The organism is Candidatus Culexarchaeum yellowstonense (assembly GCF_024707025.1).
Taxonomy (GTDB): Archaea; Thermoproteota; Methanomethylicia; order Culexarchaeales; family Culexarchaeaceae; genus Culexarchaeum.
On record NZ_JANGFQ010000170.1, the window covers coordinates 1 to 2,971 of the forward strand.

A 2,971-nucleotide genomic window follows, 5' to 3' on the forward strand; every position below is an offset into this window, starting at 1 on the left:
CCTTCCTATTAGGGGTAGCCCCACTAACGGTGATGGTTAATGTGGAGCCAGGATAGTAATTGTCCTTATCAGTTTTAACTTGAAAACCATTTGCAGAAACTGATTTAATGGGGAGGAGCATGTACACTAGGAATAACGCTAGAATTATGGTATATGTGAGCTTTCTGCATTCCAATACTTCCTCCCTCCTATCCAGTCACTTGAAATGTGAATGTTACCCCCTCACCCAGTATTACGCCACCCTTCTCCAACCAATTACTCCAAAGGAATATCTTCACAGTATAGGTTCCTGTGGGGGCATTCATTGGTATACTATAGCCTATGCCTGCAGTGGAAGTCCCACCTGGAGGAATCTCGTGACCTACAAACCCTATAAACACTGGAGTATTACCATAAAGTATCTCAACAATGTATAGGTATTTTGTTGATGTAGTGTAATAGTAGTAGTAAGTGTAGTAATAGTAGTATGCTGTAGCCATCTCTATTGTGGCATTAACGATGACCATCTCCCCACGGGCGAAAGTCGTCTTAGGAGTCCCAACCCTATCAGTAGTTGCATATCTAGTTATCCTTAAGGGTTTACCTTGCTCGGGAGCTATGAATGCGAATAGGCCACTGAGATATGTTGAGAATAATACCCCGAAGGCTATTAGTGATATTACTATGACTGCTATACGCTTCTCATCTAAAACAATCTCAATAACCTTCTCATTTCCTTCACTCAAATCTACATCACCAAATTTGAATCAACAAAACATTATGGGAATGTTTAAATATAAAACTTTCCGTTGAAAAATGGAAAAATTGATTTAGAATGGTCTACCGAATAGATGCCCTCTAGACTTAGCTTCAATTATATATTTTACAAGATTTTCGGAAGCTTCATCAAGTAACCTCTCACCAAGATCTAAATTAGCCTTGGATGGATCACCCAAATACCCCATCCCACCAGTATGACTCCACATATCCATTAATGGTATCTGCACCTTAGATTTCACAGAAACATATTTTGAAGTAGCTTTAATTGCTGGAACACCCCGATAATCAATGCTTGGTTTGAAATTTAAGTTTATGATTATTGATGTCTCCATTGGACCTGCATGATCGGTAAAACCCTCAGATATAAGGTCAAACCAATTTACAATGGCCACCATAATTGAATCTTCATCCCTAAGCTTAATTGCCGCAGCTTTCAATGGAGCTTCATTCCCACCATGACCATTCAACAGCAATATATTCTTAAAACCACAATTTGCAAGGGATTTACAAACGTCATATATCAATTCAATCATGGATTTACAGCTTAAGCTTATAGTTCCGGGGAAGTTTATATGTTCACCTGAACATCCAAACCTAATTCTAGGCCCAATCAGAACCCTAAAACCTAAACTTTTGAGCTTTATGGCAGTTCTCAAAGCTATGGCTTCAGCTATCATGGTATCAGTTGATAATGGGAGGTGTGGGCCGTGAGACTCCATAGACCCAACTGGAACTATAACTACACACCAATCGCTGAGTAAACTATTCAAATCCTCGTAGGTTAAATATTCAATGAACAATTTATCCACAGCAATCACATGGATAAATTAATCTCCAAATTAAGCATATAAATTATTGGGTGTGTGGTGTGGGGAAGCTTAGGATAGGTGTTTTGGGTTCAACCCGTGGAACTGATTTGGAGGGGATATTTAAAGCAATAGATGATGGGAGACTTAGAGATGTGGAAATAGTATGTGTGATAAGCAATAAGAAGGATGCATATATACTTGAGAGGGCTAGGCAGAGGGGGGTTGAAGCAATATTCATAGATCCAAAGGGGAAGGATAGGGAGAGCTACGATAAGGAGGTTGCCGCAGAATTGGATAAACGTGGAGTTGACTTAATACTGCTAATAGGTTATATGAGGATACTTAGCCCATGGTTTGTAAACAAGTATAAGTGGAGGATAATGAACATCCACCCGTCACTACTACCAGCCTTCGCAGGTGGAATGGATCTAGAAGTACATAAAGCAGTATTGGATTATGGAGTGAAAGTTACTGGATGTACACTACATTTTGTGGATGAGGGTGTGGATACTGGACCAATAATACTCCAAAAAGCTGTACCAGTGGAGGAGGATGATACACCAGAAACATTAAAGCCAAAAGTTCAGAAAGCTGAGCAAGAAATCATAATTGAAGCCATAAAACTATTCCAAGAGGGGAGACTAAAAGTTGAAGGTAGGAGGGTGAAGATACTCCCAGCAAAAACAGACATAGAACACGGATTGAGTGTAGGGATGAAGTTGACGGAAGAGTATAAGGTGGGGGAGGAACATGCAGCTAAAAATGTGGGATCAGGGGATGTTAAGGTTCTATCAACACCATCAATGATTGCATTCATGGAGATAACATCAAACAAACTTGCACAGCAACACCTACCAGAAGGATATGTGACTGTTGGATCTGGAATAAATGTGAGACATTTAAATCCTGCACCTATAGGAGAGAATATCAAAGTAACTTCAGAAATAATTGGGATAGATGGGAGGAGAATAAAATTCAAAGTGACGGCAACATGGAGAGACATATTAATTGGCGAGGGGGAACATGAGAGAGTAATAGTTAACGCAGAAAACTTCATTAAAAGGTTATCTGAAAAGTTACGTGTATAACAAGCTTGGGGGGACTAAATGCGTAGGAAACGTAAATCCATATTCGATGAATTCTTCGGGGAATCATTATTTGATGAATGGGATGAAATATTCAAGAAATTTGAAAATCTAAACATTCCAAGCGGCTACTCAATAACAATAACACAAACAGGGGGTAAGACTGAGATACACGTGAAAGCAGGTGAAGATGTGGATGTTGATGAATTGAAGAGGGAATTGGAATTAAAGTATCCGGGGGCAAAGATATACATAGAAGGGGGGAGGAAGTCTAGGATGATAGAGGAGATAAGTGAAAATGAGGAGAAATTTGAGGGG

At 39.5% G+C, this 2,971-nt stretch carries 4 protein-coding genes; 2 read left to right on the forward strand and 2 right to left on the reverse strand.

Going from position 1 to position 2,971, the window contains the following annotated elements; translation table 11 throughout:
* Nucleotides 1-188: 188 nt before the first annotated feature.
* Nucleotides 189-725 (reverse strand): hypothetical protein, encoded by a 537-nt coding sequence (locus MRT15_RS10365; protein ID WP_304330041.1) that lies wholly within the window; start codon nucleotides 723-725, stop codon nucleotides 189-191.
* 84 nt (nucleotides 726-809) lie between these two features.
* Nucleotides 810-1,559, reverse strand: a complete 750-nt coding sequence (locus MRT15_RS10370) for a creatininase family protein (protein WP_304330043.1) — start codon at nucleotides 1,557-1,559, stop codon at nucleotides 810-812.
* 68 nt (nucleotides 1,560-1,627) lie between these two features.
* On the opposite strand from MRT15_RS10370, the gene purN reads away from it, so the two are divergent.
* Both purN and MRT15_RS10380 read left to right on the forward strand, forming a co-directional pair.
* Nucleotides 1,628-2,656 carry a phosphoribosylglycinamide formyltransferase gene (gene purN / locus MRT15_RS10375; protein ID WP_304330045.1) on the forward strand — a complete coding sequence of 343 codons (1,029 nt, stop codon included), beginning with the start codon at nucleotides 1,628-1,630 and terminating at the stop codon, nucleotides 2,654-2,656.
* A gap of 18 nt (nucleotides 2,657-2,674) precedes the next feature.
* Nucleotides 2,675-2,971 (forward strand): hypothetical protein (locus tag MRT15_RS10380; protein WP_304330046.1); only part of this gene is annotated, 297 nt, incomplete at its 3' end.